The sequence below is a fragment of the Nocardia sp. NPDC056541 genome (assembly GCF_042794235.1).
GTDB lineage: Bacteria > Actinomycetota > Actinomycetes > Mycobacteriales > Mycobacteriaceae > Nocardia.
Map to the genome: position 1 here is coordinate 15,391 of NZ_JBHTUD010000015.1, position 23,613 is coordinate 39,003.

General features: G+C 65.9%; 17 protein-coding genes. 12 read left to right on the forward strand and 5 right to left on the reverse strand.

Features of this window, described 5'->3' with window-relative positions:
• The first annotated feature begins 60 nt into the window (after positions 1-60).
• Positions 61-1,506 (forward strand): metallopeptidase, encoded by a 1,446-nt coding sequence (locus ACFQ9R_RS24830; protein ID WP_378993588.1) that lies wholly within the window; start codon positions 61-63, stop codon positions 1,504-1,506.
• A gap of 190 nt (positions 1,507-1,696) precedes the next feature.
• Here ACFQ9R_RS24830 and ACFQ9R_RS24835 read toward each other — a convergent pair whose 3' ends face one another.
• The gene (locus tag ACFQ9R_RS24835) at positions 1,697-3,019 is read right to left on the reverse strand and encodes an FHA domain-containing protein (RefSeq protein ID WP_378993589.1); all 1,323 of its coding nucleotides are present in this window, start codon (positions 3,017-3,019) and stop codon (positions 1,697-1,699) included.
• Between the two features lie 143 nt (positions 3,020-3,162).
• Here ACFQ9R_RS24835 and ACFQ9R_RS24840 point away from each other — a divergent pair, with 143 nt between their 5' ends.
• The 8 genes from ACFQ9R_RS24840 to ACFQ9R_RS24875 all read left to right on the forward strand — a co-directional run bounded on the left by ACFQ9R_RS24840 (position 3,163) and on the right by ACFQ9R_RS24875 (position 12,041).
• Positions 3,163-4,362 carry a hypothetical protein gene (locus ACFQ9R_RS24840; RefSeq protein WP_378993590.1) on the forward strand — a complete coding sequence of 400 codons (1,200 nt, stop codon included), beginning with the start codon at positions 3,163-3,165 and terminating at the stop codon, positions 4,360-4,362.
• A gap of 72 nt (positions 4,363-4,434) precedes the next feature.
• Complete coding sequence (locus ACFQ9R_RS24845; RefSeq protein WP_378993591.1) at positions 4,435-5,628, forward strand: hypothetical protein; 1,194 nt, start codon at positions 4,435-4,437, stop codon at positions 5,626-5,628.
• Complete coding sequence (locus tag ACFQ9R_RS24850; RefSeq protein WP_378993592.1) at positions 5,625-6,857, forward strand: hypothetical protein; 1,233 nt, start codon at positions 5,625-5,627, stop codon at positions 6,855-6,857. Before ACFQ9R_RS24845 ends, ACFQ9R_RS24850 begins: the two co-directional genes overlap by 4 nt.
• A 93-nt stretch (positions 6,858-6,950) precedes the next feature.
• Positions 6,951-8,489, forward strand: a complete 1,539-nt coding sequence (locus ACFQ9R_RS24855; RefSeq protein ID WP_378993593.1) for a serine/threonine protein kinase — start codon at positions 6,951-6,953, stop codon at positions 8,487-8,489.
• 228 nt (positions 8,490-8,717) lie between these two features.
• Positions 8,718-9,776: a hypothetical protein gene (locus tag ACFQ9R_RS24860; protein ID WP_378993594.1), complete on the forward strand. Its 1,059-nt coding sequence runs from the start codon at positions 8,718-8,720 to the stop codon at positions 9,774-9,776.
• 27 nt (positions 9,777-9,803) lie between these two features.
• Positions 9,804-11,039 (forward strand): hypothetical protein, encoded by a 1,236-nt coding sequence (locus ACFQ9R_RS24865; protein WP_378993595.1) that lies wholly within the window; start codon positions 9,804-9,806, stop codon positions 11,037-11,039.
• A 341-nt stretch (positions 11,040-11,380) separates the two neighbouring features.
• Positions 11,381-11,704, forward strand: coding sequence for a WXG100 family type VII secretion target (locus ACFQ9R_RS24870; RefSeq protein ID WP_378993596.1), 324 nt, complete (start codon positions 11,381-11,383; stop codon positions 11,702-11,704).
• Positions 11,705-11,738: 34 nt separating this feature from the next.
• On the forward strand, positions 11,739-12,041 hold the full coding sequence (locus ACFQ9R_RS24875; protein WP_358110868.1) for a WXG100 family type VII secretion target: 303 nt from the start codon (positions 11,739-11,741) through the stop codon (positions 12,039-12,041).
• Positions 12,042-12,124: 83 nt separating this feature from the next.
• Here the strand turns inward: ACFQ9R_RS24875 and ACFQ9R_RS24880 are convergent, their stop codons facing one another.
• The 3 genes from ACFQ9R_RS24880 to eccCa are packed head-to-tail and all read right to left on the reverse strand — an operon-like array spanning position 12,125 to position 18,146.
• Entirely contained in the window at positions 12,125-12,685 is a 561-nt protein-coding gene (locus ACFQ9R_RS24880; RefSeq protein ID WP_378993597.1) for a hypothetical protein, read from the reverse strand.
• Positions 12,682-14,112 carry a type VII secretion-associated protein gene (locus ACFQ9R_RS24885; RefSeq protein WP_378993598.1) on the reverse strand — a complete coding sequence of 477 codons (1,431 nt, stop codon included), beginning with the start codon at positions 14,110-14,112 and terminating at the stop codon, positions 12,682-12,684. The genes ACFQ9R_RS24880 and ACFQ9R_RS24885 overlap by 4 nt, the downstream gene beginning before the upstream one ends.
• Entirely contained in the window at positions 14,109-18,146 is a 4,038-nt protein-coding gene (eccCa, locus tag ACFQ9R_RS24890; protein WP_378993599.1) for a type VII secretion protein EccCa, read from the reverse strand. The genes ACFQ9R_RS24885 and eccCa overlap by 4 nt, the downstream gene beginning before the upstream one ends.
• Positions 18,147-18,332: 186 nt before the next feature.
• On the opposite strand from eccCa, the gene eccD reads away from it, so the two are divergent.
• From eccD to ACFQ9R_RS24905, 3 genes are all read left to right on the forward strand, one after another.
• The gene (eccD, locus tag ACFQ9R_RS24895; RefSeq protein ID WP_378993600.1) at positions 18,333-19,799 is read left to right on the forward strand and encodes a type VII secretion integral membrane protein EccD; all 1,467 of its coding nucleotides are present in this window, start codon (positions 18,333-18,335) and stop codon (positions 19,797-19,799) included.
• A complete protein-coding gene (gene mycP, locus ACFQ9R_RS24900; protein ID WP_378993601.1) occupies positions 19,796-21,214 on the forward strand; it encodes a type VII secretion-associated serine protease mycosin in 1,419 nt (472 codons plus the stop codon). The genes eccD and mycP overlap by 4 nt, the downstream gene beginning before the upstream one ends.
• 62 nt (positions 21,215-21,276) lie before the next feature.
• Positions 21,277-22,044 carry a potassium channel family protein gene (locus tag ACFQ9R_RS24905; protein WP_378993602.1) on the forward strand — a complete coding sequence of 256 codons (768 nt, stop codon included), beginning with the start codon at positions 21,277-21,279 and terminating at the stop codon, positions 22,042-22,044.
• On the opposite strand, the gene eccB is transcribed toward ACFQ9R_RS24905, so the two are convergent.
• Positions 22,041-23,519 (reverse strand): type VII secretion protein EccB, encoded by a 1,479-nt coding sequence (gene eccB / locus ACFQ9R_RS24910; protein WP_378993603.1) that lies wholly within the window; start codon positions 23,517-23,519, stop codon positions 22,041-22,043. The genes ACFQ9R_RS24905 and eccB overlap by 4 nt on opposite strands.
• Between the last annotated feature and the right edge of the window lie 94 nt (positions 23,520-23,613).

Consider the following 23,613-nt stretch of genomic DNA (forward strand, 5'->3'; position numbering starts at 1 on the left):
CGGCTTTGTGCCCGATCCGGCGATCGACCTGCACGTGTATCCGGCCGACCAGGGGGACGTATGCCGAAAGCCCAAGTGTTCGTTGCGATCTCTGTCGTGCTATGCGCGCTGATGGGTGTCGGGTGCACGCGGGCGATCGATGGGCACGGGGTCTCGATCTACGACGATCCGTTCCAGGTGGCGGGATTGCCGACCACCGGTGGGCCGAACGGTCCGCGCACCGGGGTTCCCGATTCGCCCCTCACCGCGTCCAACGGCGACGGCGGCGAGGTGGACCAGCTGGCGCTCAACGCGATCGACGACATCCAGTCCTACTGGCAGGCGGGCTTCGGTACCGAGTTCCCCGGCGAGACCTTCGACCCGGTCGAGAAGCTGATCTCCTGGAAGGCCAGGGCGGCCCGCAGCCAGGCGGTCGAATTCTGCAAGGAGACCACCTACCACCTGGTCAATGCCGCCTACTGCCGCAGCGACAACTCGATCGGCTGGGACCGCGAGATGCTGCTGCCCACCATGAGCGAGACCTTCGGCACGATGTCGGTGGTGATGGTGCTGGCCCACGAATACGGCCACGCCATCCAGAGCATGGCCAAGATGGTCACCAAGAAGACGCCGGTCCTGGTGAAGGAGCAGCAGGCCGACTGCTTCGCGGGCGCGTTCATGCGCCATGTCGCGGAAGGCAAGTCGAAGCACTTCACGATCAACACCTCCGACGGCCTGAATTCCGTTCTGGCCGCGACTGTTTCGATTCGCGACTCCGATCCCGACGACCCGGAAAGCGTGCACGGTTCGGCCTTCGAGCGCGTCACCGCGGTCCAGATCGGGTTCACCGACGGGCCGCGCGGCTGCAAGGGCATCGACGAGGACGAGATCGACTCGCGCCGCGGCTCTCTGCCGCAGAGTTTCTCCGGCGACAGCGGGCGCGGCGAATACCCCGTCTCCAAGGAAAATCTCGTCGAGCTGAGCAAGGCGCTCCAGGCCATCCTGCCGGTGAAGGACGCGCCGACCTACGACTACGCGGGCTCGCGCATCGACTGCAAGGACGGCGCGGTCACCGAACCGGTCACCTATTGCCCCGCCAAGAACACCATCGCCACCGATGTGCCCGGACTGGCCGAACGCGGGGCCAGCGATACCGACGACGACGGCCCGCTGCCGGTGAAGGTCAGCGGCGACTACAACGGCTACGTCGTCTTCATCTCCCGCTACACCCTGGCCGTGCAGCGCAGCCACGGCCAGCAGCTGACCGGCGCGAAGACCGGACTGCGCGCGGCCTGCCTGTCCGGGGTCGTCACCGGCAAACTCGCCCAGCCCGGCCGTCCGGTCACCCAGGGCGACATCCAGCTGTCGGCGGGCGATCTCGACGAAGCGGTCTCGGGCCTGCTCACCGACGGACTGGCCGCCAGCGACGCCGAGGGCAACACGGTGCCCAGCGGGTTCTCCCGCGTCGACGCCTTCCGCGCAGGCGTCCTCAACGGCGAAACCACCTGCCTGTCGCGCTACAGCTGAATTCTTGGAGCGCTGGCGCGCTCGGGTTCGCGGCCCCGCCGGTCCCGTCGATCAGGCACCGTTGCTTGCTCCTTCGTCGCGTACGCAACGGCGCCTGATCGACGGGACGGCCGCGAACCCGCCGCTGCGCGGCGGATCCCTCCTCGGGGTCGGGATGTGCGGGGCCGGGAATGCGATCGGTGGAGGGCTGTCAGCCGAACGGGGGTGGTGCGGCCGGTTCGTAGCGCAGCACCCGGTTGCCGATCATCACCTCGGTGCCGGGGACGAGCACCATCGGCTGATTCGGGGTGAGGCGGACCCAGTCGCGGTAGCCGGGGTGCCGGCTGCGGGTGCCGTTGGTGGAACCGCGATCGATGAGCTGCACGTCCCAATTCACCAGGTGCACTTCGGCATGCGCGCGCGACATGCCGCCGGAGGTGTCGTCGATGCGCAGCGGGATGAGTCCGCGCTGGGCGGCGTCGGAGTTCTCCGGGTCACGCCCGATCACCGCGTCGGCGGCCATCAGATAGGTCATGCCGTCGTCGAGCACGAGCATGCCGAGCGGCGGGCGGACCACCTCGGCGAGCGCTTGGGTCTGATCGACCGGCATGCCGCACACCGTGCAGAACGCCGAGCGCGGATCACTGGGATGCGCACGCGCGCACTTGAATCCCATCACCTTCACCGCCAGCACCGTCGACTTGGCGGTGGCTTCGAGCCTGCGCTGCAGGTCGGGGTCGGGTTCGGGTGCGGGATTGGTTCCGGAGAGCCGGGTTTCGGCGTTGTGCGGGTCGGCGACGGGGGTGTCGACCGTGCCGTGCGCCGCGCCGGTGACAGCGTCCAGCATCGAGGTCGCCGGCTGCATCCCCGTCGCGGGCTGCTCGGACGGTCGTGAATCCGGTTGCGCCGCACGCGGTTCCCGATCGATACGCGCGGTAGGCGGTGGCGGCCTGCGAGTCTGGCCCACCGGTTCCGCGGTGCGCACCCGGCTGCGCACATCGTTGGACCACATCACGGCCCCGCCTGCCTGCGCGATTCCCTCGACCAGCCAACCGATTCCGCGCTCCGGCGGCAGATCCGGGATGCGGCCCTTGGCGTCGTCGACGAACAGCGCGACCGCCTTCGCGGGCTCGGAGGCGACCCGGTCGACGGTGAACGCCGCGTCACTACCGCGGTAGTACTCCGGGCCGTGGTCGTCGGCGAGTACCGCCGTCACCGAACCGTGCAGGAAGATCGCCACGCCGCCGTTGTCGGCGGCCGAGAGCACCCCGAAATCGATCGGCACACCCGGCGAGATCTGCTCGGCGTACTTCATGAGCCACCGCGTCGCCTCGCGCGCCACCACCGAACCCGGCCCCGACGGCGCCTGCTCATGCGCGTCACGCACCAACTCCGCCAGCGATTCCAGCGCGATCGCCGCGGTATCGCCGGGCGTGAGCTTGCCCTGCCCGCGATGCGCGACCACGATCACCGCGCCCGCGACCCGTGCGACCGCGTGACTTCCGAGCACCACTTCGACCTGCCGATCCCTCACAGGTATCGGCCTCCACCGGAACTGCACAGCAGGGGGGTCGCCATGTCATCCAGACTATGGCAAGCACCCCGATCAGGTCCCCCTGGGCGGGGTAGGTCCGGTAACTTCATAGGTGTCGCGGGAGGAACATCGAGGGGAACCTGATGATCGATTCGACCAGAATTCGCATCGCGCTCGCCTGGGGTGGGGCTCTGATCGTCCTGTCCGGCTGTGCCGTCAGCGGCACAGCCGTCGCCGGTGAGCCCGATGTGCGCGGCCTGGAGACCGGGACCTTCGCCACCGACCGGCACGGCTACACCGACACCGCGGGCGACAGTGGCGCGATCGTCGAGGGTGCGCGGATGTCGGCGGCCGTGGTGCCCGCGGTGCGGATCGATCCGTCGCTCTCGCACGGACGCGGCGGCGCGATCGTCCCCGATATCGAACGCGCGCTGGATTTCGTCGCCAACGTCTCCAAACCTGTTCTGGAGAACCGCAAGTTCGTCACCGGCTATGTCGCGCTCGGCGCCGACAAGGCAGATCCCGACGGCCAGACCCGTCCCGGTCCCGACGCGACCGCGCTGACCACGGCGCTGTTCCGCTTCCCCACCGCGGCGGCCGCCACTCTCGCCGCGCGGGAACTCGAGGACGTCGACCTGGCCGTCTCCCCCGACAACCGCAAACTCGCCTCCACCGAATACCCTGACGCCTACCTCCATTGGCGCCCCGGCGTGCCCACCATCGGCGCCTTCCTCGCCCACGAAGAGTTCGTGATCTCGCTGTTCATCCAGCGGCCCCGGGCCGACGCGACCGACCTCACTTCCTGGGTCGACAAGAATCTCGCCGCCGAACTCGCCCAGCTCGCGAAGTTCGACCCCACGCCCACCGAGAAGATCTCCGACCTCCCGGTAGACCCCGCCGGACTCCTGGCCCGTGCGGTCGTCGACGACCGCGCCGCCATGCGCCCCGGCCAGTACTCGTTCGCCTCCTATGCTCCTGAGCATCTCGTCAACAAGGCAGCCAACCTCACCACCCGCCAGAACCTGGTCGACGCAACAGGAGTGGAAGCCCACGCGGTGGTCGAGGGCGGCTCCGTCACGCGGGTACGCGACCAGTCCGCCGCGCAATCGCTCATGCAGGGCCTGATCGATTCGGCGGGCCACTACGACCCGATCACCGCCCCCGCCGATGTCCCCACCGCGACCTGCCTGAAACTCAACGACAACGGCAACAAAGAAGACGACTACGTCTACCGCTGCTATGTCGCCTACAAGCGCTACCTGGCCATGGTCAGCGCCGACGGTGAGCCCGAGGTCCGCCAGAAAATCACCGCCCAGTACGCCCTGCTGGCCAACAGCTTGTGAGTTCGCTCGGCCCCACTCCTCGATTGCGGTGACGTAGGATCTCGCCGACGATCGTTTCGGGGAGGAAATGAGTTGCGAGCCACCAAAGTCGTCTGTGTCCTGGCGACCGCACTGTTGACCACTGTCGTCACGGCCTGCGGTGGTCCCGACGAGATCGCCGCCACCGACGCCCCGGTGGACCTCGCCACTCTCGACGTCGGCAACTATCCGACCCAGCCCCGCCAGGTCGGGACGGTCGCGAACCTGGACCAGGGCCGCTTCATCGAGGCCGAACGTCTCGGCGACTTCGTACCGACGCCCGCCGATATCGATCCACGGTTCATCCACACCAATCCGTCGATCGCGTCGGTGTTCCTCGACGCCGAAGCCGCGCTCGGCAAGATCATGGCCGTCGACCGGTTCGCCGAGGTCGCCCCCGATTTCATCGGCGGATTCGTGAGCTCGGCGGAGACGAAGCCCAGCAACATGGGCCTGGACATGGTGAACGCGGTGATGATCTTCCCCGACGCGCAGAAGGCCACCACCGCCGCGGCCGAGCTGGAGAAACTCGATTTCGGCTACGCCCCGAACAACCAGCGCATCGAGATTCCCGGTTATCCCGCGGCGATCGCGCACTGGCAGCCCGATCAGCAGTCGATCGGGTCCTGGTTCGCCACCGGTCATCTGGTGATCTACACCTGGTTCTACGACTATCTGAAGATCTGGCTGGAGAAGGTCGACAAGCAAGCACTGCTCGACCTCACCCGCAAGAGCCTCGACACCATCGTCCCCGCCGTCGCGAAATTCACCCCCACCCCCAGCACCGAACTGATGACCCTGCAGCGCGATCGCGACGGCATGCTCGGCCGCACCGCACCCCGCCCCCGCGAGGATTCCTGGATCAACCCACCCGGCGTCTACGCGGGCCGCACCGCCCGCCACTTCCTCTCCGACCCGGTGAGCGCCGCGAAGATGATCGACGACTACGGCATCGACCTCTACGCCAACGACGGCGCCGAGGTCTACCGCGCCCGCGACATCGCCGGCGCCCAGGGTGTCCGCGACGAGCTCGGCGGCGTCACCCGCAAATTCACCGCCTCCGCCGCACCGAAGAACCTGCCGAGCGCCCAGTGCAAGGAATACATCGGCAGGAAACAACGGATCGCGATCCGCTTCTATTGCGCGGTGTCCTACGACCGCTACGCCGCCTACGTCTGGTCGAACCAGCTCCTCGACGCCCAGCAGCGGATCTCGGCCCAGTACGCATTGTTGGTGAACGCGAAATGACAATCCGATCCGCCGTGCTGGCTGCCGCGCTGGCCACCGTCCTGACCGCGTGCGGCTCCACCCTGTCCGGGCAGGCGCTGCCTGCCGAGATGGATGTTCGCAGCCTCGACGTCGGCTCGTACCCGACCGAGCCGGTCAACGCCCACGACGACGACCCGGTCCCGCCGTTCTACGAGATGTACGAGGTAGCGGCGATGCGGATCGCCGACTATGTGATCAACTCCCGCGACGTCGACGCCCAGATGACCTACGGCAAACGCGCGACCACCGTCTCCGCCGGCGTGATGCCCTCCGCGCTCGGCGACGAGCCGGCGATGTCGGCGATCGCCAAGAAGTACAAGATGCTCTACGGCTTCGAATCCAATGGCGCCGCCAAGGATTCGCGGGTCGAAACCTACGGTGACTGGCCGACGAAGAAGGCCGACAACAGGCTCACCGCCACCACCATGGTCCTGCAGTTCCCCGACGCGGACCGCGCGACCGCCGCCGCGAAAGAGTTCTACGACACCGACTTCGCCATGAAGGAAGGCCGCAACCAACCCGTTGCCATCCCCGGACACCCTGCGGCCCTGTCGCATTGGCGTCCCGACTCACCCTTCCTGCGCACCGTGCTCCCCCACGGCCCGTACGTGATCGCCTTCCTGCTCTCGGTGCCGACCCCCGACCAGCAAGCGCTCACCACCCTCGCCGCGAACGCCCTCACCGAGCAGATCGAGGCACTCGCCGAAACCACGCCGCTCACCGACGAAGAGGTCATGACGCTGCCGTGGGACCCCGACCACCTGCTGATGCGCACCCTCAACCCTGACCAGCTGGCCAACCCCGAGGGCTCCGGCTACTACGTGGTCACCGGCAAACACGGCATCCTGCACTACGCGGGCGACCAACTCCCCACCGATCGCCACTTCATCGACGAGCAGCTCACCAAGATGAGCGCCCAGCAGGTGGCCCTGTCCTGGGGCTCGATCGCCGTGCGCACTCCCGACGAGCAGACCGCCCGCCGCGCGGTCACCGAGAAGATGTTCCTCTGGCAGGTAGAAACCGAAGCCGCCAACCCACCCAACCTCCCCGACACCGCCTGCGTGGAGAACAAACGCACCGGCGCGGCGAAACGCTTCAGCTGCATCCTCGCCTACAACGAATACGTCGGAATAGTCAGCGGCAACCAGCTTTTGGATGCCCATCAACGTGCGGCCGCGCAATATGCACTATTCGCCAACAGCCGATAATCCCACACCGGCCGACCCCTACGGAGTCCTATATGCTCCAGCCGGGAAAGCGGCAGTGTGCGGCATTGAGTCAGGAGATCGTAAAAGATGGTGATGAGCCACGGCACCATCGTCGGCGGGTACCGCGTGCAGCGGGTACTCGGTGCCGGCGGCATGGGCACGGTTTACCTGGCCAAACATCCCAGCCTGCCGCGGATGGACGCCCTGAAGGTGCTCAGCGCCGAACTCAGCCGCGACCCCGAGTTCCGTGCCCGCTTCGAGCGCGAGGCCAATCTCGCCGCCGGCCTCGACCACAACAACATCGTTTCGGTCTACAACCGCGGTGAAGAGCACGGCCAGCTGTGGATCGCCATGCAGTACGTGGACGGCACCGACGCCGCTGCCGAACTGGCCCGCGACCCGCATTCCATGACCCCGCTGCGCGCCCTTCGCATCACCAGCGAGGTGGGCAAGGGCCTGGACTACGCCCACCGCCGCGGCCTGCTGCACCGCGACGTCAAGCCCGCCAACTTCCTGCTGTCGAGCAGCGACGGCGAAGAGGAACGCGTCCTGCTCACCGACTTCGGTGTCGCGAAGTCCACCGATGACGCCACCGAACTCACCCAGACCGGCAGCTTCCTCGCCACCATCGCCTACGCCCCGCCGGAACAACTCAGCGGCGCCGTCCTCGACCACCGCGCCGACATCTACAGCCTCGCCTGCGCCTTCTACAAACTCCTGACCGGCCAAAACCCTTATCCCGCAGCCCAACCCGCCATGGTCATGATGGGCCACCTCCACGAGCCCCCACCCCAGGCAACCCGAGTCCGCCCCGGCCTCCCCCACGCCATCGACCACGTCTTCGCCCGCGCGATGGCCAAAAACCCCGCCGAACGTTTCGCCACCTGCCGCGAATTCACCGATGCCGCATCGAACGCGCTGACCCCGGGCTTCAACCCCACCGGCCACAACACTTCACCGACTTACCCGATCCAGGTGATGCCGCCCCGCGAGCACACCGATCCGCGGGCCGCGGTATCGCTGCACGGACTCACAGCATCCACACCGACCGCTCCCAGCAAGACCAAGCGCGCGGTAGTGATCGGCGCAGCAATCGCGCTCGTCGTCGGAATCGGCACCGGAGTCGGCATTTGGGCCGCGGGCGGATCCGACCCAACGCCCGGCACCACCACCAGCACATCGGCCTCTGCCCTGCCGCCGATCGAGCAGGAACGCAAGGACAATCCGCAGTTCGCAGGCAAGACTGTCACGCTCCTCAATGTCACGCAGCAACCGAACAAATTCGGAATCTATTTTACCGGCAGCCCGCAGACACAGTTTTTGGAAAAACTCGGTTTCGTCTACAACTTCAAATACACGAATACCGAAGGGATTCCGTCACCCAAAGAGGTCTCGGACAGCTCGAGTGCGCTCGAAGCACCGGACGACAGCTACGTCATCGTGCTCCGTAGCGACGAGAAGGCCGGTGGCGGTGGGCTTCTCGGTCTCCCGTACGGAATAACCAGCTCACGGGCAATTGTCGTCCCTATCGATGATCCCAGCACGGTATCCGCCATGCGGAATTGGTCGCCCGAATCCGAGGCACTGATGATCAGCAAGCTGGTCCCCGTCCTCAAATCAAAGATCAGATAGAAATCAGTTAACTAACGATGGGGGGATGCTTTGCGTTCTGAACCGAAATTATCGAAAGCTCTGAGAATACGAGCGTACAGAGCAGTATTCGGTGCAACAGTATCTTTCGCGTGCCTGCTTACGACAGGCTGCGGGGGTGAAGCGAGCCCATCGGCCGCTCCAGAGCCCCACGTCGACCTGAGTAAGCTCGACGTCGGAAACTACCCGAACAAACCGACCGCCTTGGGTATGGCCAAAACCGACGAAGAGGCAGCCTTGGTAGAGGTACAGCGCCTTGCCGAAGTCGCACCACTACCTACCGAGATTGACCCCGAATTAAATTTCACATTCAAATTCGATCAAAGTCGAACATTCACAGATGTATCAAAGAGTTCAATAGCCCGTGAGCTCCTGATGAGTCAAGACGAATTTAATGCGACCGCTCCGGGATTCCTCGCCGGTTACTACAGCGAAGCAAGAACCAATCCCAATGCAAACCTATCCTGGCAGCTGAAGAACTTCACGCTTCTGTTCACAGACGCCGACGCAGCGAAAAGGGCTGTACCCGCAGTCGGGGAAAAGCATCGACATGCCCTGGGAGATAAATACCAGGGCACCAATCTTGCAAAATACCCGGAAGCTCACGCCACGTGGACCTCACTATTTGATACACTATACGTGTGGCATTCATTCGACCGATTCCTGATTCTGACTGTCATAAATGACAAAGTAAGTGACCAGATCGGATCCCCCGATCTCCCTGGAATGCAGGCAAAAGCCGAGAAATCCATCGCCGCCATGTCGACGAGACTAGCAAAATTCACGCCTACACCACGCGATAAATGGAATACCCTGAATCGCGATGTCGATGACATGCTTGCCATGACCGTCCCCGCCATCAATGATACTCAAGCCAACAGCGTTACGATACCAGCTGTATACGAGACGCATGGCGCACTGCAAGTTTCACCAAAAATAGCCGATGACCAGAGGTTATTCGACGAAACCGGCGTTGACCTGGCTTCCTTCAACGGCGGGGCGCTGTATCGTGCAAAGGACGCTAAATCTGCACAGCAATTGGCAGAACGCCGATCACAACTGGGACGGATGTTCATTGTAGCGCCGAGCCCCGAGGGTCTACCCTCGGCCAAATGCCACGAAAATCGCGAGAAATTCCGCGGTGTCGACCCTCGGTACTACTGCACAATCAGCTTCGATAGATATGCAGCCCAGATTTCGGCAAATCAGCTTTCTGACGCACACCAACGCATTTCCGCCCAGTACTCGCTATTGGCGAACTCCAAATAGCAGCTTGACGGAAAGCGAGGAAATATCATGCGCAAATATATCGCAAGATTATCGATTGCAGTGACGCTTTCATCGATCTTGACAGCGACGGCAGGGTGTGGTCCGCAAGTCGATGGAACTGCAGTCGCCGGCGAGATCGATGTCCGTACCCTTGATGTAGGGAAGCTCCAGACACTTCCGGTAAGCGCTTACTATCAGTACAAGCACAGCTTCACATACGGCCAGAAGCTAGCGGCTATGCGACTTGCCGACCATCTCGTGCTCGGCACAGAGGTTGATCCGAGTCTAAAATATGGACACTGGTCTTCGTTTACATCGGAAAGCTTGCTGAACGAATTCAGCGAGAATGTGCACCCCGCGCTGAAGGAACATCGGATGCAATACGGGTTCAGCACCGGAAGCACCGACAAGGAACACTTCGACGCGTTTGTCCTTTCTCCCGGCGACGATGCCCTTGCAGATATCCAGCGCTCGCTTCAGCCGAAATATTTCGGCATGCGCGTCATGCAGTTTCCCGATGAATCGTCTGCAAAACTCGCGGCTGAATCAATCGAGACACTGGACTTCAATGTTGCTCCCGACCAAAACCAGAAGTTGACTGTCGATAGATACCCGACAGCCCATGCTCATTGGCGGCCCGGCGTGCCAAGCATGGCTGCGACCATCGCACGCGGCAGCTACGTCATTGATCTGCAAGTGGGCGTGCCTACTCCCGATTTGACCCAACTAGCGGACCTTGCAGCCCGAGTGTTCGACGCGCAGCTCCCGCGGCTGGACAGACTGCCACCGCTGACGCCGATGCAAATACTGATGCTCGACAATGATCCTGCGCATGTCCTCGAGCGTGCACTGAATCTGCAGCAATTGGGCGGACCCGAAGCCAATCGATCGGCGTCCTATGGCCTTCAAGGGTTCCTGCATGTCCGGCGTGACGAACAGGAGCATCAAAGTCTCTATCAGGAGACCGGGGTCGAACACATCGGGATTGGTTGGGAGGCAACTGTTTTCCAGGCACGTGACGCAGCTGCCGCCGAGAGGTTCCAGGCCGGAATGTTCGAGGGACCACGCTTCGCAGCGGCAAACGGGCCGCTGGCGGTCCCGTCAACCGTGTGCGTCGAAAACAAGGTCACGTCCAGTGATGTCAAGCGGTTCTCTTGCTCGGTGCGCTACCGGCAGTACGTAGCGGTCGTCAGCAGCCACCAGATCAACGACGCGTACCAGCGCTCGGCCGCGCAGTACGCCGTCTTCGCTAACGCGCAGTAGCTGATGTTGCAACCTCCGCTCCTGTACGACAAGGCGGCGGGTGCGGGGGTGTGCACACAGCGCCGCGATCGGTATGGTGATACGCGAAGTGCTGCGCGCCTGGCGACTCCGGCCGTGGCAGGGGAAGGAGGGGGAAGATTCGCGGACAGGTAGACCTCGTGTCGCCGTCGGCAGAGGGGCCCTGCATCCGCAGGTACAGCAAGGTGGGCATCAGCGTCATCCTGGGGGCCGAAAAATCTCGGAAGATGTGGGAACCGATCCACCCTTGCTCGCGTCCAATCATATGAACGGGTCGACCGGAGCAGTTGCTCTCGACTCCCAGCAACCGGAAGGAACACACCATGGCGGGTCAGCTCAGTGCCAGTAAAGAGGCAATCGAGGACTTCGTGAAGACCTCCGAGCAAAAGCATCTGGATCTACTCAACGCGATCAAGGCGCTGAAGACTCTCGAGGATCAGACCACTGCGACGTGGAGTGGTGGCGCCCGCGCGGCATTCGACTCCTTCATGGAGCGCTACTACTTTCAGGCTGACAGGCTCAACGACAAGCTGCTCGAGACCTGTGAGAACCTGCGCAACGCCGGGAAGAAGTACGACGAGCAGGACCACGACTTCGCCTCGCAGGTGAAGGCCCAGGTCGGCTCGCTCGACCTGCCCGCAATCTGATCCGAACCCACCACACCTTAGTAAGGAGCCATCGATGGCAGGCAACGACGTCACACGGATTTCCGCCAACTTCGGCGAGGTCGAGGCCGGTGCTCAGCGCATCGTCCAGGATGCCCGCGGCATCATGACCCAGCTGGAGGACTTCCACAAGCAGGTCACCGACTTCGTCACGAACAACTGGGCTGGTGACGCGAACGATGCGTTCACGCAGCTGCAGGCGCAGTGGAACACGCATGTCCAGCAGCTCAACACCACGCTCGAAGGCGCGGGCACGCTGGTCCAGTCCGGCAACTCGGATCTGCAGGGCACCGACACCGCTCTCGCGGGTCTGTTCTGATCCAGCACCATGCCAGTCAGGCCCCGGCTCAGCCGGGGCCTGACTTGTCTCACGAGCAGGCCGGGCTATTGGTCGTGAGTTGACTACTGCCCGCTGATCCGCACACCGCTGAGGATCGTGTCCAGCTCTGAGCGGTAGCGGGGGACGTTGGTGATGGGGGTTTGGGTGGTTATTTGGATGGGGTAGAACTTGTCGCCCACCGGGTAGGCGAACTCCAGGTAGTCGTGGTGGGAGTTGGCGGTGGTTCCGGCGGTGAGGTGGGCGGGGGTGCCGCAGATCCGCACCTCTTCGGAACGTGTTCGGTGCCAGTCGGATTCGTGGGGGCGCAGGATCTGAAGGGTGTTACTCGCGGCGTCGGCGGTCTTCGCGGGGCTGAAGGTGGTGACGGTGACCGTGGCCATGCCGAAGGGTGGGTCGGCGCCTTCGATGGTCTCGAAACGGTGGAGGACGAGACCACCACCTTCGACCGGCTGGGTCGACCAGCCCGGGAGTTGGGGGGCGTGGATGGTGAAACCGGCGGTGTTGGCCGTGGTAGCCGAAGGAACGTCCGTCGGGCACGAGGGCGTGCTGGAGGTCGACAGGTCGGCCGGGGTACATGCCAGCGTGCAGGACGCCAGGAGCGCAGCGAAGAGGATGCGGCTCATGGCCCGACGTGGACGCCTCCGACGACCTGCTCGCAGGCGGACATCACACCGGCCCAACCATTTTCGGCGTACTGGCAGCCGATGCTGACCTGGATTCCCCGTTCGACGAGGACCTGCCAGCGAACCGTTGACCCGTCGGCGGGACGCTCTTCGTAGGAGAGTCCGGGGCGGCCGGCGAAGACTACGTCTCGGCGCACCGGGGTGACGGTGCCTGCGGGCTTTTTGGCGATTTGGGCGCTGAGGTCGGCGGCGACCTCGTCGTAGCCGGCACCGGGGGTGACCGGCTTCTGGGTGATGGTGATGCGGTGGCGGGCCGCCTCGTCGGGGACGAGGTCGGCGCGGGCCTCGGTGGCCGTGGTGCGGTGCCAGCCCGCAGGGATCTCGATGACGACTCGGCCGACCGTCTCGGTGGTGGGTTTCGGCTTCGGCTTCGCCGATGTGGGCTGGGGTGCTGCGCTCGTCACCACGGGGGCCGAGGTGGTCGCGACGGCGGCCGTGGCCTGTTGGTCGCCGGATCCGAACAGGAAGAACCCACCGATCGCTGCCGCGGCGACGACAGCGGCGAGAGCCGCGGCGCCGATGTAGAGCGGGCGGCGATCGACCGGGTTGGTCGCCGCGGCACGTTCACGCAGGGGCTGCATCCACTCGGCCGCGGGCGGGATGTTCGGCGTGTAGGCGGGGGTCTTCTGAGTAGGTCGCGCCAGGTCTGTTCCGGTGAGCGGACTGACAGGAACGCCTGCGCCGCACGCACTTTCGACTGCTGCGGTGACCGAGGCCAGTACCGCCGGATCGGTGGCACCGAACACCTGGACGACGTCGGCGGGGCGATCGGCGAGCAGCCGGCCGAGAAGTGCCGTGAGCCGGCCGAAGCCTTCCTCGTCGGCGAGTTCCGAGGCCGCCAGGTTCGGTTCGACCTCGACCGCCTCGACGTGGGTGCCGTACGTGTCGTAGGTGACCGACGAAGCCGAGGTCGACAGCATGCCGAACTCGATGATCGCGGTGCGGCGGCTACGACTGGCGGTGACATCGACGGCCGAGGCCCGCAGTGCACAGGCCTCGAATGCCACCTCGTGGGTGAATTGCTGTGCGGCGGTGCCGAACAGATCGAGTTCGGGTTGCCCCCACGAGGTGGGATGCACGATGACGATCTGCTCACACAGCGGCGTCACCCGCAGAGTGTCCATGATCGCCGCGAGCAGCGCGGACAGGGCTTGGCCCACCGTCGGCATCCGAGGTGGCAGCGCGAGTACACCGCCGGCCAGGTACTGCACCACCGACACCGCCTGGGTGGGCGGGGTCAGCGGCTCACCGACGACGAGATCGGAACCGTTGCTGCCCAAGACAACCGACGGCGCGACATCCCAGTGGGTGGTGGCGCCACGCGCCCACACTTTGGCTTCGCTGACAACGAGCTCGACGACGGTCATTCCGGTTGCGGCATCCAGGCGGTCTGGACCAGGCCCTCGGTGTTACGCGTGACGAAGGTGCCACGCCCGGCGGGTTTAGGGCCGGGACGCGTGGTACCGACCATGACGCCTTCGTCTTTGCTGCAGCTCATCACCAGTGCGGCCGAACCGAGGTCCTTCATCCGGGCCAGCGTCGCCTCGTACATGGCGCGGCTGGCTCCGCCGGAGCGGCGAGCGATGATCAGGTGGAAGCCGAGGTCGCGAGCGTGCGGCAGATGCTCGACGAGTGCCGAGACCGGGTTGCCCGACGAGGTGGCCACCAGGTCGTAGTCGTCGACGAGCACATACAGCTCGGGACCGGTCCACCACGAACGCTCACGCAACTGCTGTGGCGTCACCTCGGGACCGGGGGTTCGCTTGGCGACATACGCCGCGAGGTCGGCCATGTTCTGGGTGAATTGCGGTGCGGTGGAACCGTATCCGGCCTGGTAACCCTCGGGGATGATGCCCAGCATCGAGCGGCGGTAGTCGCCGACGATGAACCGTGCCTCATTCGGGGTGTTCGACGCGGCGATGCCCTCGATGATCGAGCGCAACAGCGTGGTCTTACCGGACTCGGAGTCGCCGATGATGATGAAGTGCGGGCTTTCCGCGAAATCGATGTAGACCGGAGCGAGCTCGGCCTCGTTGATACCGATCGGGATTCGCAGGCACTTGGTCGCCGGATCGACCCGCGAGGGCCAGTTGCCCGCCAGGTACAGCAGCTGTTCGCGGGGCAGCTGATCGGGCAGCATGCGGACCTGCGGCGCGGGACGGCCCGGCGTCATCCGGGCGATCGTCTCGACCGCGGACGACACCGCTTGGCCCAGATTGGACGGATCGGCGGAGCCGTCGATCCGCGGCAGCGCGGTGAGCATGTGCAGGCACTCGGCGGTCATACCGCGGCCGGGGCGACCCTGCGGAACCAGCGACGCGAACTTGCGGCCGAGGTCGGAATCCATCGGATCGCCGAGGCGCAGCTCGATGCGGGTGCCGATCTGGTCCTTGAGCGCGGGGCGGGCTTCCGCCCAGCGGGCGAGCGCGATCACCACGTGCACGCCATACGAAAGACCCTGCACCGCAAGGTTCATGATGACCTGCTCGAGCGCGTCGAAGTCCTGGCGGATCGAGCCGTAGCCATCGATCACCAGGAACACGTCACCGAACGGATCCTCGTGCGCGCCCTGGGCAGCCGGGCTCGACGCCGGGTCCATCGAACGCAGACGACGGAACTCGACCATCGACTCGATGCCGAGCTGACGGAACTTCGCCTCACGGGTGCGAACGATCGTGGTCATCTCGGCGACGGTGCGCCGGACCTGGTCCTCGTCGAGGCGGCTGGCCACCGAACCGACGTGCGGCAGACCCTGCAGGCTGGTCAACGTGCCACCACCGAAGTCGAGGCAGTAGAACTGCACCTGCTCGGCGGTGTGGGTCAACGCCATCGCCATGATCATCGAACGCAGGGCGGTCGACTTACCCGACTGCGGACCGCCGACGATCGCGACATTGCCTCGCGAACCGGACAGGTCGACCACGAACGGGTCGCGGCGCTGATCGTAGGGGCGGTCGACGATGCCCATGGGGGCACGCAGGGTGGCGATCGCGGCGAATTCGCCGGTGAGGATCGAGCGCGGCACGAGCTGATCCATGGTCGGCGCTTCCTCGAGCGGCGGCAACCAGATCTCGTGGGCAGGTCGGCCGTGGCCCGAGATGCGCGAGACCAGCATGTTCAGGTTCGACATCTGCTCGTTGTCGTCGCCGACCGGCTCCGGCTCGAACTCGGCCTCCACCGGCAGCGGAACCCGGTCCGCGGCACGGAAGCCGACGTGGGTCGCCGCGAAAGGCCGGGCGTTGACGTCGATCTCGCCGCCGACGATGCCGGCGCTGGTGACCTCGCGCGCCGATCCACCACCGACATACGGACCCGACACGTACGAGGCCTGGAAGCGCTGGATCTCACCCGAGTCGGACTTCAGGTAACCGCCACCGGGGGTGCTCGGCAGGTTGTAGGCGTCGGGGACGCCGAGGACCTGGCGGGACTCGTTGGCGGAGAAGGTCTTCAGGCCGATGCGGTAGGACAGGTGCGATTCCAGGCCCTTGAGCTTGCCCTCTTCCAGACGCTGCGAGGCGAGCAGAAGGTGGACCTGCAACGAGCGACCGAGGCGGCCGATCATCACGAACAGTTCGGCGAAGTCGGGGTGCTGGGTGAGCAGTTCGGAGAACTCGTCGAGCACGACGAACAGTGCGGGCAGCGGGTCGAGGTCGGCACCGGCGGCGCGGGCCTTCTCGTATTCGGAGACGTTGGCGAAGTTACCGGCCTGGCGCAGGACTTCCTGGCGGCGGTTCATCTCGCCCGCCAGCGCGTCCTTCATACGGTCGACGAGGTCGGCTTCGTCCTCGAGGTTGGTGATCACCGCGGCGACGTGCGGAACGCCGTCCAGGCCGAGGAACGTCGCACCACCCTTGAAGTCGACGAGGACCAGGTTGAGCTGGTCGGGCGAGTGGGTGGCGAGCAGGCTGAGCACCAGGGTGCGCAGGAATTCCGACTTACCGGAACCGGTCGCGCCGATGCACAGGCCGTGCGGGCCCATGCCGTTCTCGGCGGCTTCCTTGATGTCGAGCTCCACCGGTGCACCGTCGGCGCCGATGCCGAACGGCACGCGCAGACGCTCGCGGCCGTAGCGGGGACGCCAGGCGCTGGCCGGGTTGAAGTTGCCGATATCGCCCAGGTTCATCAGCTGCGACCAGGTGGAGATGGTCTCGGTCTCGTCGGTCTCGACATCGCTGCTGCGCTGGGTGGCCGCACGGTAGGGCGCGAGCCTGCGGGCCAGCTGCTGGGCCTGCTCGGCGCTGACCCGGTCGATGGTGGCGAAGCGTTCCTGGTTGCCGGTGGCGCCGCGGCCGAGGCACTCACCGTCTTCGACGACCATCTTGATGCCGCGCGAAACAGCAAGGCGCGGTGCGTAATTGCACAGGTCGATGATGGTGACGCCCTCGTACCCGGACTCGCGCAGCTGGTCGTCCTCGGCCTCGAGCAGGCCACCGTCGACGACGATCACCACGTGCACCATGTTCGGGTTGTTCGGCTGGTTACGCGAGTAGCGGACCCGGTTGCCGAGCAGCGGATGCAGGCCGCTCATCGCCTCGCGGATGGAGCCGTAGAACATGCGCTGGGTGCCGATGCCGTCCTGGGAATCGGGGTGCTGGGTGTGCGGGAGCCACTTTGTCCACTCCCACTCGCGGGCGGTGTCCGGGCCACAGACCACGGCCACGAGCACCTGGTCGGGCGCCTGGAACATGCACAGCTGCAACAACATCGCGCGCGTCATGTCGCGCGCTTGGGCGCGGTCGCCGTCGAGGGCGACGGTGCCGAAGCCCTTCACCGCGATGGCGGTGGGCAGATCGGGAACCGTGGAATGCGCGCGCACGAAACGGCGCAGCGACACCGCGGCGATGGGCTCCAGCTCTTCGACGGGGCCGGTTTCGGGGGCTACCAGCCTGGTCGCCAGGCGCTGGCCGCCGAGGCCGATGCGCGCGTGGCAGAAATCCTTGTCGCCGGAGCGGCGCTCCCACATCCGGCTGGTGCCCGCGAGCATCCAGATCAGGCCGGGCTCGGGGTGGCTCCACTCGACGGCAGCGCGCTGCTGCTTGGCGGTCTCGTCGACGTCTTTACGGACCTGATCGAGGTAGCGCAGATAGTCCTTGCGGTCCTCGTTGGCTTCGGCGGCCTTGGCGCCCTTGCCACCACCCTGTCCGAACATGGTGACCATCGACATGATCATCATCATCGGGAACATCATCGACATCGGGTTGGACAGCATGCCGCTGCCCTGGGTGAACATCAGCGCCATCATGCCGACCATGCCGACGACCATGACGACGGGCATCAGCTTCGCGAGCAGGTTGCCCGGGGTGATCCGCGGGATCTCCGGCGGCGGCTGCAGCGTGACCTCGCCGCCGGGTGTACGCGGCATCTCGCGCCGGGCACGGCGCTGGAACCTGACGGTGCTCATGGTCGAAGACTCCCCCTGCTTGACTACTCGCTCATCTGTCGTCGCGACGGGCTCAGTGTAGAGGTCGCGGCCGACATGTCGTATGGTTCGTCAGGCATTCTGCTGTCCGAACGGTGGGTTCCGCAAACTGTCGACCGTGTGAGCGGTCGAGCGGAAACACGAGGTAGAGACGGAACTGGGGGAGTTTTGACGCACGCGCGACTCGATCATGTGGAAGAGGACTCCGCGCGCGGCATCGTGCGCGCGCCGGACCTTGCCCGAGTAACCATCCTGGCCAAGCACACGCAGGTAGACATGGCTATTCCGGTGGATGTGCCGGTCGCCCTCGTCATCCCCAGCGTGGTCGACATGGTCGCGCAGCACAGCCGCTCGAATGATTTCGACAACGACGGCGAACGCTACGAACCCGCCGAATGGGTGCTCGCCCGCATCGGCCACCCCCCGTTCTCGAACTCGCTGAGCCTCGGCGAGCAAGGCGTACGCGACGGCGAACTGCTGATGCTGGAGAGCGCCTCGCACGCGGCGCCGACGCCCCTGTTCGACGACATCATGTACAACGTCGCGGTCGCCGACGCCGAGCACTACCGCAGCTGGACGCCGAAGACCGCCCGCGTCACCGGTTCGGTGCTCGCCGCGCTCACCATGCTGGTCGGCTGCTTCGGCCTGCTGGCCGCGCCGGATGCGTTGCCGTTCTGGGTTTCCGGATCGCTCGCATTGTTCGTCGCGATCCTCTGCGTGGTGGCGGGCACGGTGCTGAGCCGCATGTACCGCGACGCCTCGGCCGCGCTCGTGCTCGCCGGCTGCGCGCTGCCGACCGCGTTCACCGGCGGCATGCTGCTGGTGCCCGATCACTACGGGGCGGCGCATCTGCTGCTCGGATTCGCGCTGCTCGGTTCCATCGCGGTACTCGCCTGGCGCGTCACCGGCATCGGCCTCGCGCTGTTCATCGGCGCGGCGACCGTCTCGGTGTTCGGCGTGCCCGCGGCCCTGGTGGGGCTGCTCGCCGATCAGCCGGTCAAGGCGATCGGCGCGGTCGTCGCCGCGCTCGGTCTGGCTGGACTCTCACTCGCGCCGCGTGTTTCGATGCTGCTGGCCAAATTGCCGTTGCCGCCGGTCCCCTCCCCCGGCACCCCGATCGATCCGACCGAGGACGATCCGGACGACCACCGCGCCCTGCCGACCCTCGACGCCCTGCGGGCGCGGTCGGAACGGGCCCGTAACTACCTCGCCGGCCTGGTCAGCGCGACCACGCTGGTCACCGTCGCCGGCGCGCTGCTGGCGACCGACGCGGGCTCCGAAGATCCCTACTGGCCCGGCATCTCGCTCGCGCTGGTGTGCGCGGTGGTACTGATGTTCCGCAGCCGCACCTACGCGGGCGCCGAACAGGCCATCGTGCTGATCGCGGGTGGCTCGTCGATCGTGCTGATCATGCTGGTCGGCGTCGCGCTCGAAATGCGCCAGCCGCTGGTCGTTTTCGGTGCCGCGCTGGTGATTCTGATCTCGGCGCTGGTGATGGGCCTGATCGTGCCGAACCAGTCCGCGACGCCGCCGATGCGCCGGGCCGTCGAACTGCTCGAGTACGCGTTCGTCGCCGCGGTGCTGCCGCTGGTGTTCTGGGTCGCCGATCTCTACTCGCTGGTTCGCGGGCTGTGAGGCTCGGCTTTCGACTGACGGCCGTTGCTCTGGTCGTCGGTCTGAACGCCGGATTCGGTCTCTACGGCACAGCGCACGCGGACCGGCCGCCGGCCATCGACCCCGGACTGCTGCCCGCGGGAGATCCCGCCGCGCCGCCGGACAAGACCGAGCGCGGCAGCGGTACCAACGGACTGTGCTTTCGCACCCAGGCGAGTACCGCGACGGCGGTGATTCCTCCCAGCCAGCGTTCCCTCGATCTGGAGCGGGCCTGGGAATTCTCGCGTGGCGCAGGACAACTCGTCGCGGTGATCGACACCGGCGTGGAACCCCATCCCCGACTGCCCGATCTGTGGGCGGGCGGTGACTACGTGGCCGCGGGCGGCAACGGGACCGAGGACTGCGACGTGCACGGCACCGTTGTCGCCGGGATCATCGGCGCGACCAAGATCGACAACCAGGGTTTCTCCGGTGTCGCGCCCGAGGCCCGCATCCTCAGCATTCGCCAGACCAGCTCCCTCTATCAGTCCGAGGGCGCGGGCCGGAACAAGGGGCCCGACGATTTCCCCGAGGGCTACGGCAAGGTCTCCTCACTCGCGAGCGCGATCCGGCGGGCGGCCGACTTCGGCGCCCGCGTGATCAACATCTCGCTCGTCGCCTGCAACAGCGGTTCCCCGGCCAACGAAGCGGCGTTCGGCGCGCTCGGCGCGGCCGTGCGGTACGCGGCGCTGGAGAAGGACGTGGTGATCGTCAGCTCGGCGGGTAACTCCGACAACGCCTGCAAGTCGGGCAATCCCGGGCCGGACCCGCTCAAGCCCGCACAGGATCTGTGGAGCACGATCCGCACCTATGTGAATCCCGCCTGGTACGACGAATATGTGCTCTCGGTCGGCTCCATCGGCGCCAACGGCGCACCGTCGTCGTTCACCGTGCCCGGTCCGTGGGTCGGCATTGCCGCACCGGGAGAAGGCATTACGTCCCTCGATGCCAGGACCGCCGGCATCTCCGACGGCAAGTACGACAACCAGGGCAAGTACATGGCCTACAGCGGAACAAGTTTCGCTTCGCCGTACGTCGCAGGCGTCGCCGCGCTGGTGCGCGACAGGTTCCCGGACCTGACCGCCAAGCAGGTCATCCAGCGGTTGCAGGCCACGGCCCACGCACCGGCAGAGGGCTGGAATCCGTACATCGGTTACGGCGCAGTGGATCCCGTCGCGGCGCTGACCAACGAAGTGCCGAGGGAACTTCCGCCGAAGCAGGCCAGCCCGGCGCGCAGCCTGCAGCTCGCGGTGCCCGCGCCGCCGCCGCCCGCGGACAACACCGCGCGCAACGTGGCGCTGATCGGTTCCGGCGCCATCGGCCTGATCCTGGTCCTCGGCGTCCTGGCGTCGTTCCCGATCCGGCGCAAATTCGGGATGTCGGCCGACGATCTCTGACCTGCTCGACCACAGAGCAGGGTACGGTCGGCGGGCCAGAGCCCGTCGACCCAGGTAGCCGCATGAATTCGTCAACAACCGACCGTCCACTCACCCGCAGGCAGCGGTGGGAGCGCGCGACCAATCTGCCGTTGATGGCGCTCGCGGTGGTGTTCGTCGTCATGTACGCGTGGCGGGTGCTCGACACCGATGTGTCACCGCGCCTCGATACCGGTCTCGTGCTGGCCGATATCGCGATCTGGGCGGTGTTCTTCGTCGATTTCGTGGTCAGATTGCGGCTCTCGGGCGACCGGTTGCGCTTCCTCCGCAAGCATCCTCTCGACCTGCTGGTCGTGCTCGTGCCGCCGTTTCGCCCGCTGCGGCTGCTCCGTGCTTCGCTGCTGCTGCTCGACGCCCTCAACCGCGCGACGCATCCGCGCACCCGCCTGGTGACCTTCGTGGCCACCAGCTCCCTGCTGATCCTGTTGCTGTCGAGTCTGGCCTTCTTCGACGCCGAATACGGCGCACCCGACTCCAAGATCGAGACCTTCGGCGACGCACTGTGGTGGTCGGCGGTCTCGGTGACCACGGTCGGCTACGGCGACGTCTACCCGGTGACCACCGAGGGCCGACTGGTCTCGCTGGTGCTGATGACGCTGGGCATCGGCCTGATCTCCTTCGCCATCGGCACCATGACCAGCTGGGTCGTCGAACAACTCAAGACCGTCGACGACGCCGCCGACCGCGCCGAGAGCATGCTCCGCGAACTGGTCGACGAGGTCAGAGCCCTACGGACCGAGGTCGCCGAACTTCGCTCCGATTCCGCGAAGTCGGCGACCCCGTCCGGCTAGTTCACCGTGGCGACAGGCTTTTTGGCGGGCGACGGATCCGGCGCGACACCGTCGTGCGCGACCATCGCCTCTTCCCGACCCATCGTCGGCCCACCCGCGAGCAGTCCGATGATCGGCCACGGCGCCGGTTCGGCCTTGACTTCCTCCAGGCCGAGCGCCTTGACCGCGTCGGCGTTCTTGACGCCGAAGCGGACGCCGGTATCGGCGATGTAGAACAGGCTGTCCTTGCGGCGGCTGTTCGGTTCGATGCCGGTGGACTGCACGTAGGCGCCGGACGCCGGCGGAATGAAGACGGTGTCCGCGTTCGGGCCCGCGCCGTCGGCCTGCGCGAGGTCGACCATCTTCGCCTTGTCCGGGATCGGCAGATCGATGCCGGTCAGCAAGGTCAGCTCGGCGCGAGCGGTCGCGTCGGTGTTGTCGGTGGCGCCCGCGATCGGCTTCCACGACATGCAGCTGACCGGCTGGTCCTTGGCGGTGATCAGCGTCGGCCGGTCGCGCGGGTAGTCCTGCACCTTCAATGTCTGGACGATGGTCGCGTAGGTGCGGTCGGTCGACTGAATTGTCGTGCCGTTCATCATGGTCGGATAGAAGTTGCGGATGATCTGGGCGGTCAGCGCCGAAATCTCCTGCAGTCCGTTCTGGAGCACCACGTAGTTCTGGTTGGGCTCGTTGAACACCTGGACCACGTCGCCGATCTTGTGGCCGCTCACGTTGTAAGTCGGTGTGCCACCGGGGTTGTCGATGACCGGCGTGATCAGGGGCAGCACTTCGGGAATCGCGTTGAGCAGGCCCTCGCTGATCGGACGCGGAGTCACGCCGGTGATCCCGAGCGCGTGGGTGACGGCCGGATCGTCCATCTTCACGCGGGCACGCTTGCCGTCGTAGACCAGGTAGACGGCGTCCTTGCCCTTCACGAGCATGGCCTTGCCCGCATCCACCTTCGATGCCTTGGCGCCGAGATTCGGGTCGCCGGCCAGCACCGACGTGGTCAGATCCGCTGTGCCGTCGGACTTGAGCTGATCGCACACCGTCCAGGTGCGGCCCTTGCCGCCCTTGTCGTAGAGGATCGACGACGGGGCGCCCGGAATACCGATCAGCTGACCGCGCGGCTTCTTCCCGAGCTCGGACTCCTTGACGATCGCCGCCTTGGACGCCTCACCGGCCGCCAACCGGGCCGAGGCCAGGTTCAGCGCGGGATGCACCACATTGTCGACGACCACGTAGACGCCGCCGGATTCCTTGGCGATCAGGATCTTGCTGTCGCCGATCTTGTCCTGCGGGCGCAGCAGCGCGAGCACGCCACAACCTGCTAGGACCACGATGCCGAGCACCAGTCCGACCACGTAGGCACGGGTCTGCGCGCGCATCGGGTCGTGCAGCATGCGCACATCCCGGCGCACCAGGGCGTGCTCCATTCGCCGCACCAGGAAGCGGTATCCGCTGACCTGCCAGCGCGTTGTGGGTTTTGAAGGCATGGTTCCTCCCCCGAACAGTGCTCTCGTCCGGGCAACACAGTACAGTTCCCGGCAGCAGTTGTTCGCATTCGGCCATCGGCCGATCGACAAATGG

Coding starts and splice junctions, on each gene's coding strand:
- ACFQ9R_RS24830 (WP_378993588.1), top strand. CDS start 61: ATGCCGAAAGCCCAAGTGTTCGTTGCGATCTCTGTCGTGCTATGCGCG.
- ACFQ9R_RS24840 (WP_378993590.1), top strand. CDS start 3,163: ATGATCGATTCGACCAGAATTCGCATCGCGCTCGCCTGGGGTGGGGCT.
- ACFQ9R_RS24850 (WP_378993592.1), top strand. CDS start 5,625: ATGACAATCCGATCCGCCGTGCTGGCTGCCGCGCTGGCCACCGTCCTG.
- ACFQ9R_RS24855 (WP_378993593.1), top strand. CDS start 6,951: ATGAGCCACGGCACCATCGTCGGCGGGTACCGCGTGCAGCGGGTACTC.
- ACFQ9R_RS24860 (WP_378993594.1), top strand. CDS start 8,718: ATGGCCAAAACCGACGAAGAGGCAGCCTTGGTAGAGGTACAGCGCCTT.
- ACFQ9R_RS24865 (WP_378993595.1), top strand. CDS start 9,804: ATGCGCAAATATATCGCAAGATTATCGATTGCAGTGACGCTTTCATCG.
- ACFQ9R_RS24870 (WP_378993596.1), top strand. CDS start 11,381: ATGGCGGGTCAGCTCAGTGCCAGTAAAGAGGCAATCGAGGACTTCGTG.
- ACFQ9R_RS24875 (WP_358110868.1), top strand. CDS start 11,739: ATGGCAGGCAACGACGTCACACGGATTTCCGCCAACTTCGGCGAGGTC.
- ACFQ9R_RS24880 (WP_378993597.1), bottom strand. CDS start 12,685: ATGAGCCGCATCCTCTTCGCTGCGCTCCTGGCGTCCTGCACGCTGGCA.
- ACFQ9R_RS24885 (WP_378993598.1), bottom strand. CDS start 14,112: ATGACCGTCGTCGAGCTCGTTGTCAGCGAAGCCAAAGTGTGGGCGCGT.
- eccCa (WP_378993599.1), bottom strand. CDS start 18,146: ATGAGCACCGTCAGGTTCCAGCGCCGTGCCCGGCGCGAGATGCCGCGT.
- ACFQ9R_RS24905 (WP_378993602.1), top strand. CDS start 21,277: ATGAATTCGTCAACAACCGACCGTCCACTCACCCGCAGGCAGCGGTGG.
- eccB (WP_378993603.1), bottom strand. CDS start 23,519: ATGCCTTCAAAACCCACAACGCGCTGGCAGGTCAGCGGATACCGCTTC.